Origin of the sequence: Daejeonella sp. JGW-45 (genome assembly GCF_029360805.1) — a bacterium.
Classification (GTDB): domain Bacteria; phylum Bacteroidota; class Bacteroidia; order Sphingobacteriales; family Sphingobacteriaceae; genus Daejeonella.
Window position 1 is genome coordinate 118,572 of record NZ_JARKNC010000010.1, and the last position, 23,664, is coordinate 142,235.

19 protein-coding genes are annotated in these 23,664 nt (G+C 43.6%); 10 read left to right on the top strand and 9 right to left on the bottom strand.

Translation table 11 applies throughout. The features are described from left to right. The first annotated feature begins 40 nt into the window (after positions 1-40). Together P2W76_RS14150 and P2W76_RS14155 are read left to right on the top strand one after the other, a co-directional pair. Positions 41-1,261, top strand: a complete 1,221-nt coding sequence (locus tag P2W76_RS14150) for a C40 family peptidase (RefSeq protein ID WP_276348497.1) — start codon at positions 41-43, stop codon at positions 1,259-1,261. 23 nt (positions 1,262-1,284) lie between these two features. Continuing rightward, positions 1,285-1,545 (top strand): RNA-binding protein, encoded by a 261-nt coding sequence (locus tag P2W76_RS14155; RefSeq protein ID WP_276348498.1) that lies wholly within the window; start codon positions 1,285-1,287, stop codon positions 1,543-1,545. A gap of 104 nt (positions 1,546-1,649) precedes the next feature. On the opposite strand, the gene P2W76_RS14160 is transcribed toward P2W76_RS14155, so the two are convergent. Together P2W76_RS14160 and P2W76_RS14165 are read right to left on the bottom strand one after the other, a co-directional pair. Beyond that, a complete protein-coding gene (locus P2W76_RS14160) occupies positions 1,650-2,252 on the bottom strand; it encodes a hypothetical protein (protein WP_276348499.1) in 603 nt (200 codons plus the stop codon). Next, positions 2,236-3,042 (bottom strand): metallophosphoesterase, encoded by an 807-nt coding sequence (locus P2W76_RS14165; RefSeq protein WP_276348500.1) that lies wholly within the window; start codon positions 3,040-3,042, stop codon positions 2,236-2,238. Before P2W76_RS14165 ends, P2W76_RS14160 begins: the two co-directional genes overlap by 17 nt. 216 nt (positions 3,043-3,258) lie before the next feature. Between P2W76_RS14165 and P2W76_RS14170 the strand changes: the two genes are divergently transcribed. Next, complete coding sequence (locus P2W76_RS14170; RefSeq protein WP_276348501.1) at positions 3,259-3,651, top strand: DUF1573 domain-containing protein; 393 nt, start codon at positions 3,259-3,261, stop codon at positions 3,649-3,651. A gap of 352 nt (positions 3,652-4,003) precedes the next feature. Here the strand turns inward: P2W76_RS14170 and P2W76_RS14175 are convergent, their stop codons facing one another. The 6 genes from P2W76_RS14175 to cphA all read right to left on the bottom strand — a co-directional run bounded on the left by P2W76_RS14175 (position 4,004) and on the right by cphA (position 11,637). Further along, on the bottom strand, positions 4,004-4,684 hold the full coding sequence (locus P2W76_RS14175; RefSeq protein ID WP_276348502.1) for an SMP-30/gluconolactonase/LRE family protein: 681 nt from the start codon (positions 4,682-4,684) through the stop codon (positions 4,004-4,006). Positions 4,685-4,693: 9 nt separating this feature from the next. Beyond that, positions 4,694-5,479, bottom strand: a complete 786-nt coding sequence (locus tag P2W76_RS14180) for an SDR family oxidoreductase (RefSeq protein WP_276348503.1) — start codon at positions 5,477-5,479, stop codon at positions 4,694-4,696. Between the two features lie 4 nt (positions 5,480-5,483). Further along, positions 5,484-6,185 (bottom strand): ABC transporter ATP-binding protein, encoded by a 702-nt coding sequence (locus P2W76_RS14185; protein ID WP_276348504.1) that lies wholly within the window; start codon positions 6,183-6,185, stop codon positions 5,484-5,486. 1 nt (position 6,186) lies between these two features. Beyond that, a complete protein-coding gene (locus P2W76_RS14190) occupies positions 6,187-7,659 on the bottom strand; it encodes a DUF5687 family protein (RefSeq protein WP_276348506.1) in 1,473 nt (490 codons plus the stop codon). An 81-nt stretch (positions 7,660-7,740) separates the two neighbouring features. Further along, the gene (locus P2W76_RS14195) at positions 7,741-9,021 is read right to left on the bottom strand and encodes a replication-associated recombination protein A (protein ID WP_276348507.1); all 1,281 of its coding nucleotides are present in this window, start codon (positions 9,019-9,021) and stop codon (positions 7,741-7,743) included. Then, complete coding sequence (gene cphA / locus P2W76_RS14200; protein ID WP_276348508.1) at positions 9,022-11,637, bottom strand: cyanophycin synthetase; 2,616 nt, start codon at positions 11,635-11,637, stop codon at positions 9,022-9,024. A 367-nt stretch (positions 11,638-12,004) separates the two neighbouring features. On the opposite strand from cphA, the gene P2W76_RS14205 reads away from it, so the two are divergent. The 6 genes from P2W76_RS14205 to P2W76_RS14230 all read left to right on the top strand — a co-directional run bounded on the left by P2W76_RS14205 (position 12,005) and on the right by P2W76_RS14230 (position 22,247). Next, on the top strand, positions 12,005-12,916 hold the full coding sequence (locus P2W76_RS14205; protein ID WP_276348510.1) for a cyanophycinase: 912 nt from the start codon (positions 12,005-12,007) through the stop codon (positions 12,914-12,916). Then, entirely contained in the window at positions 12,916-13,764 is an 849-nt protein-coding gene (locus P2W76_RS14210) for an isoaspartyl peptidase/L-asparaginase (RefSeq protein ID WP_276348511.1), read from the top strand. The genes P2W76_RS14205 and P2W76_RS14210 overlap by 1 nt, the downstream gene beginning before the upstream one ends. A gap of 115 nt (positions 13,765-13,879) precedes the next feature. Next, on the top strand, positions 13,880-14,980 hold the full coding sequence (locus tag P2W76_RS14215; RefSeq protein ID WP_276348512.1) for a tetratricopeptide repeat protein: 1,101 nt from the start codon (positions 13,880-13,882) through the stop codon (positions 14,978-14,980). Between the two features lie 169 nt (positions 14,981-15,149). Continuing rightward, the gene (locus P2W76_RS14220) at positions 15,150-17,270 is read left to right on the top strand and encodes a carboxy terminal-processing peptidase (protein WP_276348513.1); all 2,121 of its coding nucleotides are present in this window, start codon (positions 15,150-15,152) and stop codon (positions 17,268-17,270) included. Positions 17,271-17,337: 67 nt separating this feature from the next. Then, positions 17,338-19,842, top strand: a complete 2,505-nt coding sequence (locus tag P2W76_RS14225; RefSeq protein ID WP_276348514.1) for a ligase-associated DNA damage response DEXH box helicase — start codon at positions 17,338-17,340, stop codon at positions 19,840-19,842. Between the two features lie 359 nt (positions 19,843-20,201). Continuing rightward, positions 20,202-22,247: a M13 family metallopeptidase gene (locus P2W76_RS14230; RefSeq protein WP_276348515.1), complete on the top strand. Its 2,046-nt coding sequence runs from the start codon at positions 20,202-20,204 to the stop codon at positions 22,245-22,247. 5 nt (positions 22,248-22,252) lie between these two features. On the opposite strand, the gene P2W76_RS14235 is transcribed toward P2W76_RS14230, so the two are convergent. Beyond that, complete coding sequence (locus P2W76_RS14235; protein ID WP_276348516.1) at positions 22,253-23,311, bottom strand: endonuclease/exonuclease/phosphatase family protein; 1,059 nt, start codon at positions 23,309-23,311, stop codon at positions 22,253-22,255. A gap of 93 nt (positions 23,312-23,404) precedes the next feature. On the opposite strand from P2W76_RS14235, the gene P2W76_RS14240 reads away from it, so the two are divergent. Further along, a complete protein-coding gene (locus tag P2W76_RS14240) occupies positions 23,405-23,593 on the top strand; it encodes a hypothetical protein (RefSeq protein WP_276348517.1) in 189 nt (62 codons plus the stop codon). Positions 23,594-23,664: the final 71 nt, after the last annotated feature.

Here is a 23,664-nt window from a genome sequence, read left to right on the forward strand (position 1 = left end):
GGTATAGTTTGTTTAATTTTGTAACATAATATATTATAGGATGAAAAAGGTATTTTTTTTAATAGCATTATTATTCGCCATTAAATCAGAGTCAAAAGCCGCACTGGCAGACTCCCTTGTAATCAAGAAAATAAATGAAACTGCCCGGCAGATCCAAAAGAAATATGCTCCGGATAAACGAACAGAATACTTCCAGATAAAAATTGTCAGTGAGGAGCCCTTGGTTTATATTGCGGAGACAAGCAAGCCCGAAGCTATTACTGAGATCAAAACAGTTTTTTCAGCAAACGGGATAAAGGCACAGATAGAGGAGGAGGTGTTCCCGTCGAAGGATCTTGGCGGAAAGATATATGGTGTGGCAAATATATCAGTGGCGAACAACCGGTATGCACCCTCACATTCTTCAGAAATGGCCACGCAAACGCTGCTTGGCACGCCGGTAAAACTTCTAAAAAAGGAAAAAGGTTATTATTTTATCCGGACACCGGACAATTATTTATCCTATTCTGAGTCAGCAGGGATAACTCCGATGAGCAAAGCGGAATTTGAAGCATGGCAGGCTTCAGACAAAGTTGTGTATACAACTGCTTATGGTCATGCATTTTCTGAGCCCTCAGAAGAATCCGCTACGGTATCCGACCTTGTTTCTGGTAATATTCTTCAGGTTCTTGGTCAGTCACGCGGTTTTTACCGGGTTGCATTTCCGGATAAGCGCATAGCTTATATCCCGGTGACAAAAGCACAATCTTATGTACAATGGGAGAGAAGGCCAAATCCAGATGCGGAGCAGATTCTTAAATCCGCCAGAACAATGCTGGGTGTACCCTACTTATGGGGAGGCACGTCAGCGAAAGGCGTTGATTGCAGCGGATTTACCAAAATCAGCTTCTTCCTGAATGGAATTGTTTTGCCACGGGACGCTTCGCAACAGGCATTGGTGGGTGAAAAAGTAGATATCTACGAGGCCGACACAGTAAATATAGCTAAGAGCCTTAAAAACCTGAGACCTGGAGACCTGTTGTTTTTCGCCGGGGATAAACGGACGATGAGAGTTACACATACAGCTCTTTACATCGGAAACGGCGATTTTATTCATTCTGCAGGCCTGGTAAGGATCAATAGCATGATCAAGGGATCCGAAAAATATGCAGATTTCGAATCAAGAACCTTGGTTAGTGCCAGAAGAATGTTAACTTCAATAGGAAAATCTGAAATTACCAGAGTAGATCATCACCCGTATTATAAACAATCTGCAGAATAAAGTTAAACTAACCAAACACACATATGAATATTTTTGTTGGAGGCCTTCCATTTAAGGTCGATGAAAATGAGCTAAGAGAGCTTTTTGAGAAATATGGAGAACTTACCTCGGTTAAACTGATCATTGATAAGCAAAGCGGCAGAAGCAAAGGCTTCGGTTTCGTGGAAATTGAAGATGACGCAGCTGGTCAGCAGGCGATAGATGAACTCGATGGAACCGAACTATATGGCCGTACTATCGGAGTGAGAATATCCGAAGACAAAAAACCGGACAGAAGATTTTGATCGTTTCGCATTCTCATGGCTGATGCGAGTGGTCGCTAAGCTCTTTAATGGGTGACGAAAAATATAAGATTGGCCGAATTTACCTGAATGTTGGTGTAGGATTCTCAGAAATACGCTTTAATTCCAAAGCCAAGCTTGAAAATATCCCGTAAGGGGAGATGTTCCCGGTTCTTAAACCAACTAACCGCGTAAAGTTCGTTTGTATTGAATTCGCCATACAACGCTACCTGTTCAATCCCGGTTTTTAGCAAGTTTTTGGGTGTATTTATCTTAAGTTCGGTGCTTGCAGACAGATGGAACCTTACAGCAGATGACCACCAATAATATCCATCCGGGTATTGATCTTTATTTAGCGTAGTATGAAATTTCCCGCCAGGGTGATGAGTAACAAAAAGACCAGGATTTATTGCGCTCCATGTTCCGAAGTTTCTAAGCCGGATGTTAATAGGACGGTAGGCGAACTTTGCAGCAAAAATATCTTGCCGTCCTCCTTTTGATTTTGGAACGTAGCCCCAAGCCAGATCAAGGCTGCCGTTTTTGTTTGTAAACAAATTATATCCAACGCCGAAAGCATTATAGCCGATACTACCAGCCCGCTGAACCATTGCTGTTTCAGGTATAAGGAATCGTTGCGCCATCAGGTCGGGCGCAGCATATAACATTATACAAAAGAACGAGTAACAGGTTGTTTTAAAATTCAACATCATAAAATTTAAAATTGTTATTAACTACCTCGACTACAAGGAAATGCCTGTTATAGATTGAGTTCGTGGTAATAACCGGCAGGTTTGGAGTATAGGGATATTTAATGCTTTCTTTATCAACATGTGCATTTAACACCGCATAGACTTTCCCATTGTCGGTGAGGATCTTGCCATAGTCTGCAAACAAATTACTATCGAAATCGCCGCTGGTAGGTGGTACATGTGCAATAGCAAAATATCCTGTCACCCCGGCTTCGGGCTGGAACTCTTTTTTAAGAAAGTTCAAATCCGGGACGGTACCGTTAAAATTATATTCCCTGCTGTTCGTATTGTGACAGACGAATTTTACACCCTTATAAATGAAGCTGAAATCGAGCTTTTCGCTATACATGCGCTGATAGACATACACGCCGTTGGCAGAATGATCATGGTTTCCTATCACCGCCAAGTATGGAACTTTAAGTTTTGCGTAGTAGCTTTCGATCCATTTGAATTCCTGAAGTAGTCCAAAGTCAGAAATGTCGCCGTTCAGTATTACGAAATCAATGCCTGGCGTGGCATTTACTTTATCGATGAATGTACCCAAGTCATCATAGGCTCTTTGCGAGTCTCCACTTAATACAAATCGGATCGTGTCGTCGCCGGTATTCTCCGCAATGCGTTTCAGATTGACGGCGTTGATATTTGAAGGGCTATATTTATCGAACTTCTGATTAGGGCTGTACTCCATCTTGCGGCATGAAGAGCTAAGCAAAACAAGAAGTGCGAAAAGGAGGTGCAAATTCAATCTCATTGTAAAATTATCGTTTGCTATTAAACTTCTATCTGTGATAATAGTTTTACCTGGGATACGTTAAGTGTTTCGCTGCCGTAACATTTTGATTATCATTTTGATAAAAAGGTGCATTGGAAGTGGAAATACTTATTTTTGTAAAACACAGAGATTTTATATCTGTTAAAAAAATAGATATCTTTATCTCATAACCAGTTGAAAAAACAATTTAACCACATGAAAAAACTAATCATTCTTTGCGGAGTTGTCTTTTTGTTTGCCGCGGTTGTCGCTTTTAAAGTTGATGCTCAGGCTGAGTTTAAATTCGAAAAGGAAACACATGATTTCGGCAAGATACCGCAAGGCAAACCTGTCAGCGTAGAGTTCAAGTTCACTAACATTGGCGACGAGCCCTTAATAATTAGCAACATTGAAAGCGTTTGCGGATGTACCGTTCCAAAGTATACGAATACACCGATATTAAAAGGCAAAACAGGAACCATAACCGTGACCTATAATGCGGCTGCATTGGCTCCTTTCAGCAAAGGTCTTACTATCAGGTCGAATGCAAAAACGCCGGTGAAAGTGATTTATATAAAAGGCGAAGTTGTAGAAGCTGCAGCCGAGTAAAGATCAGTAATATATGTTATTTGAAGGCATCCGCTCGTAACGGATGCCTTTTTGCATTATAATAGATACCGGCGTCACCCTGGTTCTCTTACTCATTGAGATCCCTTAACCTTCATTTGGAGCGTATAAACCGAAATATTCGATGTTATAAAAAGGAGATCTCTATTCACTCCACCGAAGCATACGTTGGCCGTCCATCCCGGCAAGGGAATATTTATAATTTTTTTACCCTCCGGATTAAAGACGGTTACGCCCTGACCGGTGATATATAAATTTCCCTTATTGTCCAGGGTCATTCCATCCGAGCCCATCGGAACGAAAAGCCGTCGGTTAGATAGGGTTCCGTTTTTGTTTATGTCGTATTTATAGATCTTCCGGTCGTTAATATCAGCAACGAAAGATTCTTGCCATTCGCAGAACCGATAATTCCATTTGGCCTGACGAGATTGCTATCAACCACCATTGCCTCTTTTTTTCCTCTTGGCAGATAGTACACTCGCTCGTCACTCAACTCCGGCTTTTTTCTGCCCCAGTAAGGACGTTGGTAGTAAGGGTCCGTAAAAAAAATACCACCCTTTTTATCAATCCAAAGGTCATTCGGCCCATTGAGCCGCTGGCCTTTATACTTATCTAATAGTATAGTTATCTTTTTATCCGGGCTTATCGACCAGAACTGGTTTTTTTCATCAGCTGCAGTTATCAAATTGCCTTTTTTATCAAAATACATTCCGTTTGAACGGCCGCTCTTTTCAAGGAAGACAGAAAGTTCGCCTTTTGTATCAAACTTCCATATCTTGTCGTTAGGCTGGTCGGTGAAGAATACATTTCCCTCCCGATCAACCGCGGGGCCTTCTGTAAATTTGAATTGCGATGAAATAAGTTTTGGTTTTGCTCCATCAGCAACCAGGTCGTCTAGCGTGTCCTGTTTGGTCACAGCGGACGCGGGCTCGCCGACTTTATAATTATCAAAGCCGATTGTATACGAACTAAGAGGTAATAGTAAAACTAAAAGTGCGTTTCTAACCGTATTCATCTTTTGGTCTTAAAGGCAGGGAGTTTTTCCCCCGTCAACCGGGACATTTATTCCATTTATGTAAGAAGCTGCGGGACTCGCCAGAAAGGCAATTGCTGCAGCAACCTCATGAGGTTCAGCAATGCGGCCGGCAGGAATTGTGCTTATCATGTCTTTTTGAACTTCTGTTTCGCTTTTTCCCTCTTTGTTCGAAATATTGCCAATTAATGACTCAAGCCTGCCGGTCATGGTGTAGCCCGGCAAGACATTATTTACCGTGATGCCAAAAGGTGCGAGTTCCATCGCCAGGGTCTTAGCCCAGCTGGCAACTGCTGCACGTACCGTATTCGAAACTCCGAGATCTTTCAAAGGAGTTTTGACTGAGGTAGAGATAATATTTATTATCCTGCCAAAGCCATTATCCTTCATTCCCGGGGAAACCGCCTGTACCAGTATCTGGCTGCAGATCAAATGGGAGTTAAAAGCCCTCAAAAACTCATCTGTGTCGGCGTTGATGGCGGGGCCTGCAGGGGGGCCGCCGGTATTATTTATGAGGATATCGATCTGCTTGTCATTTACATATTTTGTAATCACCGATCGAAGCTTCTCAGGATCAGAAAAATCAGCAACCAGATATTCATGTCCAAGCGTACCATGATCCGGGATATCATGTAATGTATCGTGCAGTTTTTCCTCGTTCCGTGCCAGCAAGGTTATATCTGCTCCCAGCAATGCAAGTTCTATTGCTGCGGCCTTGCCTATTCCTTGTGTGCTGCCGCAAACAAGGGCTCTTTTTCCTGTCAAATCTAGATTCATAGTTTTACGATAATACTGAGAAATATTCTTCAAGCTCGCTGAGCGTATTCGAATTAGTTGCAATATCCTTGATGATCCTGCCTTTCTCCATTAATAATATTCGCTCACAAACATCCGTCACATGATTCAGGTCATGGCTTGAAATAATTGTTGTGAGGTTTTTTCCACCACTCAGATCCTTTACCAGATTTTTGAGCCTGATCTGAGTACTCGGATCGATATTGGCGAATGGCTCATCCAGCATGAGAAGCTCTGGCCTTTGAAGAAGGCATGAGACAACCCCTACCTTTGCCTGGTTACCTTTCGAAAGGTCGCGGATGTATTTACCCTTGTTCAAAATCTCTCCGTTAAAGAATTCTGTGTAATTAAGAAGCTTCGAATCGACATGAGATTTACTTAGACCATACAGGCTCCCTATAAAGTAAAAGTATTCCTCAGGTGTCAGGTAGTCAATAAGAAAACCCTCATCCAGGTAAGAGGATGTATAATTTTTCCATTCCTCGGTTTCCGCAACATTTTTACCCTTAGATAATATTTCACCGCCGTCAGTCCTGATGAGGTCTAATATCATCCGGAATAGTGTTGTTTTACCGGCTCCGTTATTCCCGATAAGACCGACAGTTTCACCAGAACGTATCACAAGTTCGGTAATGTTAACGACTTTAACACCATTATATACTTTCTGTAAATTTTTTACTTCGATCATATTATTGATTCCTGAATCCTTCTGCAATGATGTAACGTTTGCGTTTAAAAAGATTAGCCAGCCTGGTCAGCCAAAGGTCCCGGGTCAAAATAAATGCCAGCCCGGTAACTCCAATCAAACCAAGACCTGCTTCGGGATAACCTAACAAACTGAACGGTAGGTAAATTATGTATGGCGCTATTAACAATGGTATAGAAAGAATAAATTGCGATGCGCCCACTCCTTCCCAGTTCATTGCACTACCTTTCGTTAAATCGATCCTTTTGTAATTCTGGTTGGCAAAATATAAGATCAAAACGGTATTAACACCCAGATTCCATACGTACATGATAAAATGTACAACGATAACCTTCCATCCAAAATAAATATAAGGGATGGTCAGGAGAAAGCAAACAGTTGAAAATATGCTGAAAAGCAAGAATTTCGATTTAAAAAAGTCTCTGGCATTCACTTTACTTGCCAGCAGGCCGTCAAAATGCCCGCTTTGCCAGCTAAACATAAACTGTCCGTAATTGATAATAAAGATCCCGGTCATGAACATACCACAAAAAATAGTGGACGCATATCCAAAGCCCGGTTTGGTGTAAAAGACTAGTCCATAAAGCATGAACATCGCGCACATAGTGATTACAGACTTCGATCTCTTATTTCGCCAGATGAGTTTGAGCTCATTCGCCGCCAGGTCGCCAACCATGCCAAAACGATCCAGGTAAGGGATTTCGGTACTCGATTTTAGAGATGTCTTAGACGATTGAAGCTCCTCAACATAAAGATTGCTTTTCAGGTAATTATGGTTGATTACAAACATCGCCAGTGCAAAAAAGACGCTTATGGCAGAGGTTAACGGCCGATCAACTATTGTATTAAACAGATCTTTCGAAATAGTTGAAAGGGTAATAGCCTTAAAATAAAACTCGAGTAGCCACACCACGAGCAAGATTGCAAAGAAGCCCAGCATCCAAAAACCGTTAAGGTTAACCTTGCGTTTCAGCCATAGGCTGAAGAAATGGTTAAACAAGGTGAAACCCAGAATACAGACAGCGTAACCCCAAAATGGTGGCCAACCATACTGTGTTACAAGTATTTTAAGCAGGAATGGAATTGTTAGAAGCAGCGGTGTAAGATTGAAGACCGTGAATAACGAAGTGATGGACAAGTAGTTTACTATTTGATTTTTCTTGATGGGAAGATGTAAATATGGCCTTACGCTCAGGGTAGGTAACTCCTGAAGTTGAAAACGAGTGAGTAAATCGATTAAAAAATAATAAAGAATAAAACTATTAAAGACCTGTAATGGGTCCTCGCCCGGATGTGTCTTTGTCAGGATCTTGTCCATGAAAAAGGCGACTACCAGGACGTTCAGTAAGAGATAGAACACCAGGACCGCCATTGTGGCCCTGATCGCTAAGCTCTTGCCTTTGTTCCTCGATCTCCAGAACGCTATCCACTGCTGAGATAAAAAACTTAAAGTCATTCCGAAAATTAGGAAAATTTCACGGTTTAGTTGTACCATTCAGAACGAAGACGATCGGCTAATAGTCTTGTTGCCCCGGGCTTAATACTTGTACTTCCCCTTCCAGAGAAACTTCAAACGTTCCCTGAGTTTTTCTTCCGCCGGATTTTTACCAGGGTCATAAAGCAGTGTGCCGCTCAACTTGTCAGGCATGTATTCTTGTGCAGAAAAATTATTTTCATGAGAGTGCGAATATTCATACTCCTTTCCGTATCCTATATTCTTCATAAGTTTTGTAGGTGCATTGCGCAAATGCAAGGGCACCGACTGATCGCCGGTCCGGGCAACCAGCTCCTGGGCTTTTCCAATCGCCTCATAACTGGCATTGCTTTTTGGCGACGAAGCAAGGTAAGTTACAGTTTGTGATAATATGATCCTTGATTCGGGAAATCCTATAACGTTAACCGCCTGAAAACAGTTGTTAGCAAGTAGCAGTGCATTTGGATTTGCATTTCCTATATCCTCCGAAGCCAGAATAAGCAGGCGCCGGGCAATAAATAGAGGGTCTTCTCCGCCAGCGATCATTCGGGCAAGCCAATATACAGCGGCGTTAGGGTCACTGCCTCGGATCGACTTAATAAATGCTGAAATAATATCATAGTGCTGCTCCCCGGCCTTGTCGTAAATGGCCATGTTCTGCTGAACATGTTTAAGAACAAGTTCGTTAGTTATAACGATTTCAGGCTTGTTTACTGCATTTACTACGAGGTCGAGCACGTTCAAAAGCTTGCGTGCGTCACCGCCCGAAAGTCTTAACAGCGCTTCATGTTCTTTGATGGAGATCTTCTTCGTCTTTAAATACTCATCTTCTTTCAGGGCTTTGTTTAAAAGCTCAACCAGGTCACCTTCCGAAAGATTTTGTAAAATATAAACCTGGCTCCGGGACAGCAGGGCTGATATAACTTCAAAAGAAGGATTTTCTGTCGTAGCGCCTATCAGTGTAACAAGGCCCCGTTCTACCGCGCCCAGCAACGAATCCTGCTGGGATTTGGAGAAGCGGTGAATCTCATCGATAAACAAAATGGGCAGGTTTTCATTCTCATCCTTGAGCCTTGACGCCTTTTCAATTACTTCCCTAATGTCTTTTACGCCTGAGTTAATCGCGCTAAGACTAAAAAACGGCCGGTTTAGTTGCTTTGATATAATAAAGGCCAGGGTTGTCTTTCCAACTCCCGGCGGACCCCATAGAATGAGGGACGGCAGGTTACCACTCTCTATCGCCAGGCGCAGAATAGCGTCTTGGCCGACCAGGTGCTTTTGTCCCACATAGTCGTTTAGACCCGTTGGACGCATTCGTTCTGCAAGAGGAGGAATAGTTGCCATTTACATTCCCATTTCTTTATCCTGGTAATCCTGTACATGCTTGAGGGCATTGGTTACCGAATCTGATATAATTGAGATAAGGGATCCCGGTGTTGCATTTTTTATAGCATGTTCAAAAGCCTTTTCACCCTCATTGATCACGGTTATATTAATGCCGGGTTTTATCTCACGCAGTCCTTTAGTTATGAGGGTGACCATATCTTCACGGGTCCTGCCACGCATGTATTTTTCCTGACAGATTATCACTTCGTCAAACATTTTAGCAGATATCCTGCCTATCTCGCAAATGTCATCATCCCGCCTGTCGCCTGTCGCAGAAATAACTCCGACACTCTTTTTGATATCGAGCGTGGATAGAAATTCACGTATACCATTCAGACCATCCGGATTGTGCGCGTGATCCACCAGAATCCTGAACTCTTTCATCTTAAACATATTCATACGTCCGGGTGTATGAGCTGTTGATGGTATAAATGTCTCAAGAGAAAGCCGTATGTCCTCAATTTTGAATCCCCAAACAAAGGCGGCAAGACTTGCTGCGAGGGCGTTCTCGGTCATAAAGCCAACGGTTCCGTTAAAAGTGATTGGAATGTGCGTGACCTTCTCTATGCGTATCTTCCAGTCGCCTTTCATAATTGTTATGTATCCGTTTTCATAAACAGCGGCAATGCCGCCTTTACGGCAGTGCTCTTTAACAACCGGATTTCTTTCGTCCATAGTGAAGTAGGCGAGGTTACAATGAACATTTTTGCCGATTTTAACACAATATTTGTTATCAGCGTTCAGAATTGCCCATCCCTCGCTCCTGACCGATTTTACAATCACTTCTTTCACCCTGGAAAGATCTTCAAGAGTATGTATATCGGAGATACCCAGATGGTCTTCCTGTATGTTGGTGATCACAGCGATATCACAGTGTCCAAAGCCCAGGCCGGAGCGCAGGATACCTCCACGTGCAGTTTCAAGGACAGCAAACTCGACCGTAGGATCTTTCAGAACGAACTCAGCACTTAAGGGGCCGGTGGTATCACCCTTAAGCAACATGGAATTCTGGATATACACTCCATCAGAGGTAGTATATCCAACCCTATATCCATTATTTTTCACAATATGTGCGATCAGACGTGTTGTTGTAGTTTTACCGTTAGTACCGGTTATTGCTATGATCGGGATGCGGGCTGATTTACCGGGCGGATAAAGCATGTCAATTACCGGGGCCGCGACGTTTCTTGGAAGCCCCTCACTCGGGGCCAGATGCATTCGGAATCCTGGTGCGGCGTTTACCTCGAGTACCACACCGCCATTGTCGGTAAGCAGTTCTGTCAGGTTCTCAGCCATAATATCGATTCCGCAAATATCCAAGCCGATTACGCGGGCAATTCGTTCGCACATGAAGACATTCTGAGGATGCACAAGGTCAGTCACATCAATAGACGTACCGCCGGTACTCAGATTGGCCGTTGACTTCAAGTAGATGATCTCACTGGCACCTGGTATACTTTCAAGAGTATATCCTTTTTTTTCAAGCAGGTCAAGCGTATCGCGGTCCACGCTAATTTCCGTCAGCACGTTCTCATGTCCGTATCCCCGTCTTGGATCGCTGTTTTCCATGTCGATAAGTTGCTGGATAGTATTTGCCCCGTCACCAATTATATGAGCGGGCACACGCTGGGCAGCCGCAACCATCCGGTTGTCTATAACCAGGACCCTAAAATCGTGACCTGTTATAAATCGCTCGGCAATAACCCGGTGAGAGTATTTCTGAGCAAATGCGAATGCAGCCACAGCTTCTTCACGCGTCTTGACGTTAATACTGGCCCCCTTACCGTGATTGCCGTTTAGTGGCTTAAAAACCAGCGGAAAGCCTATATTTTTTATAACCTCGTCGAGGTCTCCCTCTGAGGATATTGTAGAGCCCTTAGCCACAGGTATTGCCTGTTCGGTAAGAATACGCTTTGTTTCATCTTTATTTCCTGCAATATCCACGGCTATGCTGCTGGTCTTGTCTGTCATGGTAGCCCTGAACCTTACCTGGTTTTTCCCATAGCCCAGCTGGACGAGCGAACTGCTGTTCAGGCGGATGAAAGGAATGTTCCGGGCAACCGCTTCATCTACTATCGAAGCTGTGCTGGGACCAAAGCGTTCGCGTTCGCGCATTTTTTTCATCGTCATGATATCATGGTCAATATCATAATCAGCGCCGTCTATAACCGCCTGGGCAATTCTCACCGAAGCTTCCGCCGCATAAACACCTACTTTTTCTTCGATGTAGTTAAACACAACATTATAGATTCCGGAGGTTTTGGTCTCCCGCGTCCTGCCAAAACCCGTTTCCATCCCAGCAAGGGTTTGGAGTTCAAGCGCTATATGCTCAATGACATGGCCCATCCATGTTCCTTCTTCAACGCGTTCGAAAAAACCACCTTCATGACCCGGCGAACACCGGTGCGTATATAAGCTCGGGATAAGTTTTTCAATCCTGTCGCGGAAACCCTCAATCTTATTAGTCGGACTTTGCTCGAGCTCCTCAAGGTCTAAACGCATCTGAATTAATTTCCGGCGTCTCGCTGACCAAATGTTCGGACCTTTTAGCACCTGTATACCTAGTATTTTCATCTTTTAAAATTGTCTTCGGCTTTAACATACCTGTCGGTAGGAAGGATGTGCCCGAGCTTGCTTGATTTGATTTGTAATGATTAGTTAAAAAATTTCACACTATTTCCCGTTGGAATGGTTGTTGGAGTTAGATAAGTATGAAAACCAGTGTTAAGATATAAAGTTTCACCTGATAATGAAATTTTAAGAGGAAGATTTACGAGTCCCGAATAGAGCTTGGGGACCGGGGCTTCTAATAAACAGAGTCATATCTGATATTATATCGCTCACGCCTGTTGTGATTGTGGAAAAGTTTAATAAGTAATGCTTAAACTTCTTATACCCTGAATTTATATTTAGGTTTTTCTTTTGATAATATGTAATTACTATGGTTCCAAAGGGCAAACTCGTTATTATAGGTGGTGCAGTAGATCTGGGAAGTTCATTAAGCTATAACGAAAACATCAGCCACCCGCATTATATAAAGTTCTTTGAACAGGGGATACTCAGGCGTGTAATTGTTGAGTCAGCAAAAGCAGAAGATTCTGTTGTTGAAGTTATCACCACCGCGTCTCAAATCCCCGATATCGTTGGTACAGAGTATATTAAATCATTTAATCAGCTTCAGGTCAATAATGTAAACGTTCTTGATATCAGATCACGCACCGACGCCGCCAATCAGGAATATCTTGATAGGATAAGCAAGGCCGATGTTGTTATGTTTACCGGTGGCGATCAGCTGCGGCTTAGCTCGATATTTGGCGGAACAAAATTTCTCCAGATCCTTAAAAAACGTTATCGGGAAGAGGATTTTCTTGTAGCCGGTACATCTGCTGGTGCTGCTGCGGCTTCTACGAATATGATCTACCGGGGAAGCAGCAGTGAAGCTCTTGTTAAAGGCGAGGTGCAGATAACAGCCGGGCTTGGATTTATCGATTCAGTTATTGTGGATACTCATTTTGTTCAGCGCGGACGTATCGGGAGGCTTTTTTACGCTGTGGCCAGCAATCCCGGTATGTTGGGTATTGGCTTGGGCGAGGATGCCGGCCTTCTGATTACAGAAGGTAACTGGCTTGAGGCGATTGGTTCGGGCTTAACCATTCTTGTTGACGGACGATATATTAATGAAACCAGTATTTACGATGTCGAAATCGGATCGCCGGTTTCAATTGATGGCCTGCGTGTTCATGTAATGTCGCTTTTCGATAAGTATGATCTCGAGAAGCATGAACTGGCGATTAAGAAAGCATTAAAAGTTGAAGAGGGTGTGTTCCTGAAAGTTAAAGATTACGATAGTTAATGGATTCGAAGGTTATTATACATGGTGGGTTTTTCAGTGAGTCGCTTACAAACCAGGAAATCAAAGCGGCTAAGCAGCAGGCGCTTGGCGATATTGTGAAACAATCTTATGAATACCTGCAGACCCATACAGCTTTAGAAACATCGGTCTTCGCCGTTTCCCTTCTTGAGGACTGTGATCTTTTTAATGCCGGCCTGGGATCACAGATTCAAAGCGACGGCAAGATCAGGTTAAGCGCCAGCCTGATGGATGGAAAAAGCCAGAAGTTCGCCGGTGTTATAAATGTAGAGGATGTTAAGAACGCAATTCAGGTTGCTGAAAAGCTAATGTTTGAGGAAGACCGCGTTCTTAGTGACAATGGAGCACTAGAATACGCCCGTCAAAATGGCTTCGGCTATTTTAATCCCGAAACACCGCAACGCCGCAGAGAATACGAGCAAAAGCTGAATGCCTCAATTGGTTTAGGTACAGTGGGCTGTGTTGCATTAGATATCGAGGGGAATATTGCAGCCGCAACTTCAACGGGTGGTAAGGGGTTTGAGATACCCGGCAGGGTAAGCGACTCTGCTACAGTAGCCGGTAATTTTGCCAATACCATGGCCGGTATCTCCTGTACCGGTGTCGGCGAAGATATTGTCAGCGCTGGCTTATCAGTAAAAATTGTTACCCGGGTTACAGATGGAATGAGCCTTGAAGAAGCATCCCGAAAGTCCTTTGAGGAACTCAAACCATATAATGGCTTTGCAGGCATCATAGGCATAACATCGCGAGGCGAAATGTATCACACCGACTCCCATCCTTATATGGTATGGGCATCTTACGACACTGAATTGTCAGTTTTTAGCTGATTTTTCTACCCCGGATAATTTTAAAATTCTTCGTACGTTTGATAGGTTCAGTATTGAACTGAAATTGAGAAGATTAATTCCCGGCTGACCACCGGCTAACCATTAGTATTTCGTAATGAAACTAAAAATACTGGCCGTATTTGCCATCACACTCCTGGTTCTTAGTATTTCAGCCCAGGCATCAGCAATCGGCCCGGGCATGCAGCCTTCTTTAAAGGAAAATGAGCACTGGAGTATTAAGCCGAGGAGTTCAGTGTACGATTCACTTAAGATCGAAGTTAAAAAGACCGTATTACCTGCGAATGCAGATGCGCTGAAAGAATATATTAATGCGTTGCAATTCAGGGAGCTTTTTCAGGCCTCAGACAATCCTCTTCCGCCATTTCCAATTTCAGCCGGTATCTATAACGGATCTGTGGTTTCAGATTCATTAACTGCCGACGATCAGCTGTTATTATTGTACCGGAACCTGGGCGATCGCAAAGGAGAAGCGGGAATACTAAGTTCACTTGGAACACAGGCTGCTGTGAATGGTGAGATGGACAAAGCCCTGATGTTCTTTTACGATGCGCTTAAGATCAATACTGAATTCGATGATAAGCCGGGGATGATTAAAAACTACTTTAGTCTTGCCCGGATACACAGATACCGGGAAGATCTGGCTGAAGCCGTGAAGCTGAATGAGCTTATCGTGGAGCAAGCACTTGAGATTCGGAATAGTCGCTACCTGGGTGAAGCCTACTTAAACCTTGCCGGCTTATGGAATGCGCAAAAGAAACATAAGGCTGCAGAAGCTTTGATGCTTAATAAGGCCCTGCCCCTGTTTTGTTATAAACTACAGGACAAAGTGGGTGCGATGAAATGTTACGATCTGATGGCTGAGATTTTCCAAAGCCAGAAGCGTTATTCAGAAGCTAAATGGTTTTGCATCCAGTCGAATATGGTAGCGCGAAAAATTAACAACACATCGGGAATAGTTAATTCTTTGGTAAGTCTGGCGCATGTCAAAATGTCAATTGGCGACCATCAGCTTGCCCTGTCTGATTTCAGGGAGGCCGAGCGGCTTTCGATCTCAAACAAATACCAGTATAAACTGGTTGAAATAAAGAATGACCTGTCGAAAGTTTATACTGCAATGGGAAACACGACTGCCGCCAGTTCGGCATTAAATGAGTTTACCGTATTAAAAGACGCCATTTTGAAGAATGCGCTTTAGCGGAACATTTATTTTAACCCGTCTTCGCAGTCTTACCGGCATTTTGTACATTACACAAACATGTTACACGCTTTGAATATCAAATAGGTATTTGAGGGCGCTATATTTAAAATTTGGTACCAAATTAGATACCTTTTATTCTGCAATGGATTTTAAATCGTTTAAAGAGATGTTAAGAAGAATATCCCTGGCATTTTTACTTGTAGCTGCATTAGCCTGCCAGGCTGATCCGCGTATTACTGCCGCAGTTTCAGAAAATGACCTCAAACCTGATATACAACAGTCGGTCGAATCAAAATCAGTAGTTGAATTGCTCGAGCATTTTCATTATAAGAAAGTCGTAGTTGACGATGCCCTTTCATCACTTATTTTTGATGATTATTTAAAGGCATTAGACCCGGGAAGAAGTTATTTCCTGCAAAGTGATATTAATGAATTTGAAAAATACCGGAATACGCTCGATGACGATACCCGTGCGGGTGACCTCAGTGTAGCATTCTATATTTTTAATGTTTATCAGAAGCGGTTCAACGACCGCGTAAACTTCGCTTTAAAGCAGATAGATAAGAAATTTGATTTTGCTACGAATGAAAACTATACGTATGACCGTGAAAAGATGCCATGGCTCCAATCCCAGGCAGAATCCGATGATTTATGGTCAAAACGAATAAAATATGAGATTCTGAACCTGAAAATTACAGGTACTGATCCTGCTAAGGTTGCAGAGACTTTGAAGAAGAGATACGCCAACCAGATATCCCAGTCATCCAAGTTCAATAACCAGGATGTGTTTCAGATTTTTATGAATTCGTTAACCGGTTCAGTCGAGACTCATACCAGCTATTTTGTGCCAACCAGGGCCCAGGACTTTAACGAAGATCTCGCACGTACATTCGAAGGAATCGGTGCCCGTTTACAGCTTGAGAATGAAGTTGTCAAGGTAATGGAAATTATTCCTGGCGGCCCGGCATTTAAGGCCAAAACACTGGATGTAGGGGACCGTATTATAGCTGTTGCCCAAGGTAAAGATGGTGAATTCGTAGATGTAATAGGATGGAGAATTGACGTTACGGTTACTAAGATCAAGGGTCCGAAAGGAACAACCGTTCGCTTGAAAATTATACCCGCGGGTCAGGAGTTGTCCTCAACTCCAAAGATCGTAACGCTTGTGCGCGATAAGGTAGTTCTGGAAGACCAGTCGGCCAAGAAGGTTATCAAAACGGTTAAGTCGGATGGAAAGTCTCACAAAATAGGTATCATTCAATTGCCGGCGTTTTATGCGGATTTCAGAGCTATGCAGGCAGGCGACAGAAACTATAAGAGTACTACACGTGATGTAAGGATACTTCTCGACAGTTTGAAAAAGGAAGATGTGGATGCGGTAATTATTGATCTGCGGAGTAACGGCGGTGGTTCACTTCCCGAGGCTATTAGTCTGACAGGTCTATTTATCGAAAAAGGCCCGGTTGTCCAGGTTCGTGACAGAAGGAATAAAGTCGAGATCGACGAAGATGAGGATTCAACGGTTGCCTGGTCTGGCCCTCTGGCTGTTATGGTAGACCGTTTCAGTGCCTCCGCGTCGGAGATATTTGCAGGGGCTATTCAGGACTACGGACGGGGTATAGTCATTGGAAATCAGACCTATGGTAAAGGAACAGTTCAACAGGGTATCAATATGGAACGGGTTATTGGCGCAGCTGATAAGCTGATGCTTAAGGCTGCCCAGACTGCTAATAACAATAATGGCGGCGGTGCAATTGCACCTAATAAAGGGGTTGTTCCTGAGTTCGGGCAAATTAACCTGACCATGGCCAAGTTTTACCGCGTCAATGGAAGCAGCACCCAGCATAAAGGCGTGCTCCCTGATATCGAATTCCCCACTGTTTTTCCTAAAGATAAATATGGCGAGAGTTCAGAGCCGCGTGCCTTACCGTGGGATACAATAGCACCGAGCAATTATACTGTTGTTGCGAACCTTGAGCCGACAAAGGCCAAGCTTCTTCAACTGCATAATCAGCGGATGAAAACTTCACTCGAGTTTAAGAACCTTCAGGAGGATATTGCCGAATATGCAAGGCGTGACGCTGAAACTACTATTACTTTAAATGAAGATCAGCTTAAAAAGGAGCGTGATGCACAGGAAGCGAAGACATTAGCCCGTGAAAATCAGCGGCGTGCTGCCAAAGGCCTGGCACCTCTTAAAAAAGGCGAGCCAAAGCCGAAAAATGAGATAGATTTCATTCGTGATGAAAGCCTGCAGATCATGGCAGACTACCTCAACTTAAAATAAATGGAACCCCGCACGTGCGGGGTTTTTCATTGTAAACTATGTTCCTTTCCACCAGGTTCTAATCAGCATGACTCCGGGCCAGCAGATAATTTCAGATTGGTTTGCTGCGAAGCAGTGGCAGCAATTTCCTTTCCAGAAGGAAATGGAGAAGACCTTTCTTAAAGGCTATTCAGGTCTGCTGAATGCGCCAACCGGCAGCGGTAAAACCTTTGCGATGTTCCTGCCCTTTATATCAGACTATATCAACAAGCATCCGTATGATTATAAGGACCGAAAAAATAACGGCCTGCAGTTGCTGTGGATCACGCCTCTCAGGGCGCTTACCAACGATATCCGCAAAGCGATGCAATCGGTAGTGGATGACCTTGGTCTGCCATGGAAGGTAGGAAGCCGCACAGGTGACACCTCGGCAAAGGAAAAACAGGAATTACGAAAAAAACAGCCGGAAATATTGCTGACTACGCCTGAAAGCCTGCATCTGATGATCGCTCAGAAAGAATATCCTAAGCTGTTTGAGAATCTTCAGGCTGTTGTTATTGACGAGTGGCATGAACTTCTGGGGAGTAAGCGGGGTGTGCAGGTGGAACTCGGTTTATCCCGTTTGAAAAATCTTAATTTTCCCGGAAAGCCGAAGTTGAAGATATGGGGAATATCAGCAACTATTGGCAACCTGGAACAAGCTGCCGAGGTTCTTCTCGGTAACGCTTTCGATCCCGGTCAGGTCCGGCTTGTCCGTGCGAAACAGGACAAAAAAATAATTATCGAATCGGTCATACCCGCGAATATTGAGGAGTTTTCCTGGGCGGGTCATCTGGGTATCAAATTGCTCCCCCAGGTAATGGAGATCGTGGCAAACAGTAAAACGACCCTGATTTTTACAAACACACGGTCACAATCCGAGATCTGGTATATGGCTATCCTTGATAAGTATCCTGAATATGCCGGCGTTATGGCTATGCACCACGGCTCGCTCGACAATGAACTCCGTAACTGGGTAGAAAATGCACTGCATAATGAGATGCTACGGCTGGTTGTGTGCACCTCGAGTTTGGATCTCGGTGTTGATTTTCGTCCGGTTGATTCCGTTGTGCAGATCGGCAGTCCTAAGGGTGTCGCCCGTTTTATGCAGCGGGCCGGAAGGAGCGGGCATCATCCGGGCGCTACATCGAAAGCCTGGTTTGTTCCAACACACTCTCTCGAATTACTTGAGGGGGCAGCGCTGAAGCAGGCTATAGCAGATGATGTTTTCGAAAGCCGGGACCCAATACTCTTAGCTATGGATGTACTCATGCAGTATCTGGTAACTCTGGCGGTTTCTGATGGTTTTAAACCCCATGAGGTATTCAGGGAAATCAAAACGACCTATTGCTATGCCGATATGGAAGCCAGGGATTTTGGCCAGATGCTGGACTTTATAACCAAAGGCGGAAAAACCTTGTCGGCATATGACGAGTTTCTGAAGGTGGAGATCGAAAATGGCGTCTATAAGGTAAACAGCCGGAAAGTTGCCATGAGACACCGCTTGAGTATGGGTACGATCGTAGGAGATGTGAGTATAAGGATACGCTTCTTAAGCGGCGGCTATCTTGGATCAATAGAAGAGTATTTTATCACCAAGTTAAAAATCGGGGACACCTTTTGGTTTGCCGGAAGGAGCCTGGAACTTGTCAAGATTAAGGACATGACCGCTTTTGTACGCAAGTCGTCAAAGAAAAAGGGTATAATACCTAGCTGGATGGGTGGCCGGATGCCCCTTTCATCACAGCTGTCTGCAAAACTAAGGGAGAAGCTGAATGAAGTCGGCATCCTTATAAATAAGGGCATGGAGGGTAGAATGAAAACATCCAGAGGTCTGGACGTCGAGGTTAAAGCTCTCAAGCCCCTGTTTGAACTGCAGGCCAAATTATCCCGCGTTCCCTTAAGCTCTGAATTTTTGATCGAGAAGTTCCATTCGCGGGACGGATATCATTTATTCTTTTACCCCTTTGAAGGGCGACTGGTGCACGAAGGGATGGCTTCGCTCTTTGCCTATAGGATATCTCAGATCAGGCGCGCAAATTTCTCCATCGCCATGAATGATTATGGCTTTGAATTGCTTACCGACGACAGGATCTTGCTGGAAGAGGCGCTCGCAAATGGCCTTTTTTCTATCGACAACCTGCTTGAGGACATACAAAGGAGCCTTAATGCTAACGAAATGGCTCGCCGCCGGTTCAGGGACATAGCACATATTGCAGGTCTGGTATTTACTGGTTTCCCGGGTAAGGCTATGAAAAGCAAACACTTGCAAGCATCAACTTCATTGCTGTTTGAAGTTTTTAATGAATATGAAAGTGATAATGTCCTGGTCCGGCAAGCTTACCATGAAGCCATGCAGTTCCAGTTGGAAGAATTCCGGCTTCGGGCAGCGCTGCAGCGAATTCAAACCTTGAAAGTTGTCATTACAGAAAGCAAGCGCCCCACCCCCTTTGCTTTTCCAATTCTTGTAGATAGCCTGGGCCGGGAAAAGCTGATCACTGAAACACTCGAAGAAAGAGTCGCTAAAATGACCCTTATGTACAATAAAGATTAAGTCTCTTTTTCGTCGCCGATAATATTCATCATCCTGTTAATCATTGAGGTTTAGAAATCTGCCACTACTTTGTTCTTGCTACCTGAAAGGTAGGCAGATCTTTTCTACCGAAACGCAGACTAAACCCGTAGTAAACGTGGACTAAACGCGGACTAAACCCGGATATATCCCTGCTTACTACGAGTTTAACACGGGTTTATAAAGACATTATTTCAGGTTTTATATTGAAGCTTCCAGGGCGTTAATCAGCTATGATGCAAATCGATTTCAGGCTGCGTAACGGCCAATGGTCAATCTTCCGCTCAACACGTTACAAAATATCCCTCAAATTTTTACATTTGATAAAATAACCTTGTATTATGAAAATTAAACCGGTCTTATTATTCTCTGCCGGGGCATTAGCTTTTGCTTCCTGCAACACTGATAAGAAATCTGAAAATGATGTGCCTGTAAGGACCATCTTTTTTGAAAAGTCAGGCATGGACACAACCATCAGCCCGGGCGAGAACTTTTTTCTTTACGCTAACGGCCAGTGGATGAAAGAAACTGATATTCCAGGCGACCAGACAGGCTGGGGTTCTTTTTATACGCTTTATGAGGATAATCAGAAGAATTTAAGAGAAATAATCGAAGATGCCATTCAGGAAGACAACGCAAAAGGCTCTGCCGGGCAGAAGGTGGCCGACTTGTATGCCAGTGGAATGGATACAGTGGCTATTGAAAAATTAGGTTACGACCCGGTCAAGCCCTTACTTGAAAAGATCGATGCTGTACAGGATTACAAGCAACTGGTAAATCTCTCGGCTGATGGTTATAAAGATGGTGATGGCTTCCTGTTCGGTATCTACGTTGGTCCCGATGATAGGATCAGCACGAAAAATGCTGTAAATTTTAACCAGGCGAGTTTGAACCTTCCTAACCGGGATTATTATTTTAATGCTGATTCTGCCACGGTGAACATCCGTAAGGAATATTTGAAATACATTACGAAATTGTTTACCCTGACAGGTATAGATGCTTCGACCGCCTCGAAAAACGCAGAAGCTATCCTGAATCTCGAAACGTTGATCGCAGCATCCCATTCTACTCCTGTAGAACTCCGTGATCCAGTGCGGAATTATAACAAGTACGCTGTGGCTGATTTGCAGAAGGAACTGCCAGATATGAACGTTCGGGATATTTTAGACAGAATGCTTATCAAAACCGATACCGTCCTGGTGGGACAGCCGAAGTATTATAAGACCTTAAACGATCTCCTCAAGAACCAGCCGATCGATGTGTGGAAGGCAAAGTTAAAATTTAAAGCCATAAGTGATGCGGCACCCGCACTGAGTAAAAGCTTCCGTGATGCACGGTTCGAGTTTTATGGAAAAACCCTTAGCGGACAAAAAATCCAGACAGAGCGCTGGAAAAAGATGGTTGAGACAGTGGACGGCGGTCTCGGTGAGCTATTGGGGCAGTTGTATACCCAAAAATATTTTAAGCCGGAAGCTAAGGAGCGGATGCTCTCGCTGGTAAATAACCTGCAAAAGGTTTATAAATCCAGAATAGAGAAGCTGGACTGGATGAGCAACGAAACAAAGCAGCGTGCGCTTGCTAAACTGGATGCATTTACTAAAAAGATCGGTTATCCGGATACGTGGAAAAAATATGATGATGTAAGTATTGATAGAGGAGATTATTATAAAAACCTGCAATCTATTGCCCAACACGATTATAAAGAAATGGTTGCAAAGATGGGCAAACCGGTCGATAAAACGGAATGGGGTATGACCCCTCCGACTGTGAACGCTTATTACAATCCAAGTTTCAACGAAATTGTGTTTCCTGCCGGGATTTTGCAGTTTCCTTTCTTTGATTTTGGAGCAGACGATGCCATCAACTATGGGGCTATTGGAGCAGTGATCGGTCATGAGATGACACACGGCTTTGATGATCAGGGCCGGCAGTACGATAAGGATGGAAATCTTAAAGACTGGTGGACACCCGCTGATGCAAAACTGTTTACAGCAAAGGCAAATGTAGTTGTCGACCAGTACAATAAGTTTACGGTGCTGGATAATCAAAGGGTTAACGGCAGTCTGACGCTAGGGGAAAACCTCGCGGATATTGGTGGTGTGGCCATCGCTTACGAGGCGTTTAAATTAACTGAGCAGGGTAAGGGCGATGAGAAGATAGATGGATTTTCACCTGATCAGCGGTTCTTTTTGTCGTATGCGCAAGTCTGGAGAATTAAAAACAGGGATGAAACCCTGAGAATGCGTATTCAGGTAGACCCTCACTCACCAGAGATGTTCAGGGTAAATGGTCCTCTGTCAAACATGCCGGAGTTCTATAGGGCCTTTGATGTAAAACCTGGTGACAAGATGTATAAGGCCGAGAGTGAGCGGGTGAAGGTCTGGTAAAGAAATCAGGTAGCCTTTCGGATCTTTTTTTCAGCTATCTTTTTATCCTGCTGATCAGCTGTCGGTTCCTCCTGGACCGCAGCTTTTTCTGGAGAGAATTGCAGTTTGATGTAAATTGGAAAATGATCCGATCCACAACTTGGCAGTCGTTTAATATCAATCAGCGTAAAGTTATTAGAGCAGAATATATGGTCTAAAGGAAATCTTAGAAACAAATATTTCGCATGAAATGTATTAAAGAATCCGCGGCCTTTACGTGGGTCGAGCAGCCCGCTTATCTTTGAGAATAGCTCAGTTGTATAACTCCAGGCCACATCATTGAGGTCTCCGGCCACGATCACCGGGAGCTTACTTTTCTTAGCCTCTTTTCCAACCAGTAAGATTTCCTGATCGCGTTCGGTTGTGCGGGGATTTTCTGTCGGCACAGGTGGAGTAGGATGAAGGCCGTAAAAATTCACCTTGTCACCGGAGGGTAATTCTATAGTGGCATGAACTGAGGGTATATCTTTTTCGACAAGATATTTGACTGTGCCATTATGCAATTTAAACCTGGATAACAGCATCATCCCATAAGTATTTTCCAAAGGTACAAACAAATGGTAAGGGTAGATTTTATGCAATGATTCAAGCTGAGCAGCCCACCATTTGTCTGTTTCAACGAGCATGACTACGTCAGGATTCCTTGATTTTATGCAATTCAGATATTCCTTTGTTTTCTTATTATGCTGATAAACGTTTCCGATGAATAAGCCGATCTGTCTATCCGGATAGCTTTCGCTGGTGCCTAAGAGCTGTTTTTTACTTAAAATGGTGAAAGGGAAGACCTGGTAAGTCAAATGCAAGGTATTTAAAGCTAGCATGACAGCCACAACCTTGTCATGAAGAGATACAACTTCGAAAGTTAGTAACAGTAGAAGAAGTAAAACCACATTAATAAACAGTTTCTGAAGCCTGGGGTACTCGCAAACGCGGAAAATCCAGTAATCCTGACGAATTAGCGGAATAAGGGATATAATAATGACGACGTAGCTTCCGCCGATAAGCAGGCTTTTAGATGTTTCCAAAATAAGGTTTATAGTCAAACATACAAATAACACTTCGTATCATATTGTTTTCTCATGGCAGGCAAATTGCTTTAAATGTTTAAACAGAAAACTATGAACGTAAAAAGAACATTCGGGACTATTTTAACGATTCTGGGAATAATAGGCTTAATCTATGCTGCGGTTGGATTTGTACAGAATTCTGAAGGAGCGAAGTCTTTAATCGTATTCGCTGTGCTCGGAGTAATATTTTTCTTCACAGGGATAGGCCTTGTAAAAAATACTACAGACGTAGCGAAATAAAAAAGCATCGTACTAAAAAAAGTACGATGCTTTTTTATTGTGAACCAGATAAAATAATTATCTGGCGGATT